1 protein-coding gene is annotated in these 255 nt (G+C 45.1%); it reads left to right on the top strand.

Features of this window, described 5'->3' with window-relative positions:
• The coding region (locus FTW16_RS03050) for a ribonuclease HII (RefSeq protein ID WP_409994444.1) at nucleotides 1-232 on the top strand (232 nt) is incomplete at its 5' end.
• Nucleotides 233-255: the final 23 nt, after the last annotated feature.

The following is a 255-nucleotide window of genomic DNA, read 5'->3' as shown; positions in this document are numbered from 1 at the left end:
TATTGTGAAGGGTGACTTGCGAGTGGCAGAGATCAGTGCTGCGTCTATTATCGCTAAAGTGGTTCGTGACCAAGAGATGGAAGAGCTCGACAAGCTACATCCAGAGTTTGGTTTTGCTAAGCACAAAGGTTACCCGACCAAAGCACACTTTGAAGCGATTGAAAAACATGGTGTAACCGAGCATTACCGTAAGAGCTTTAAGCCAGTAAAGCGGATCCTTGGCATCGATTAAAGTTGCTTACTTGCGGTAGAAAA

The organism is Vibrio sp. T20, assembly GCF_007858795.1.
GTDB lineage: Bacteria > Pseudomonadota > Gammaproteobacteria > Enterobacterales > Vibrionaceae > Vibrio > Vibrio satsumensis.
This window is presented reverse-complemented; position numbering and strand designations above follow the sequence as displayed.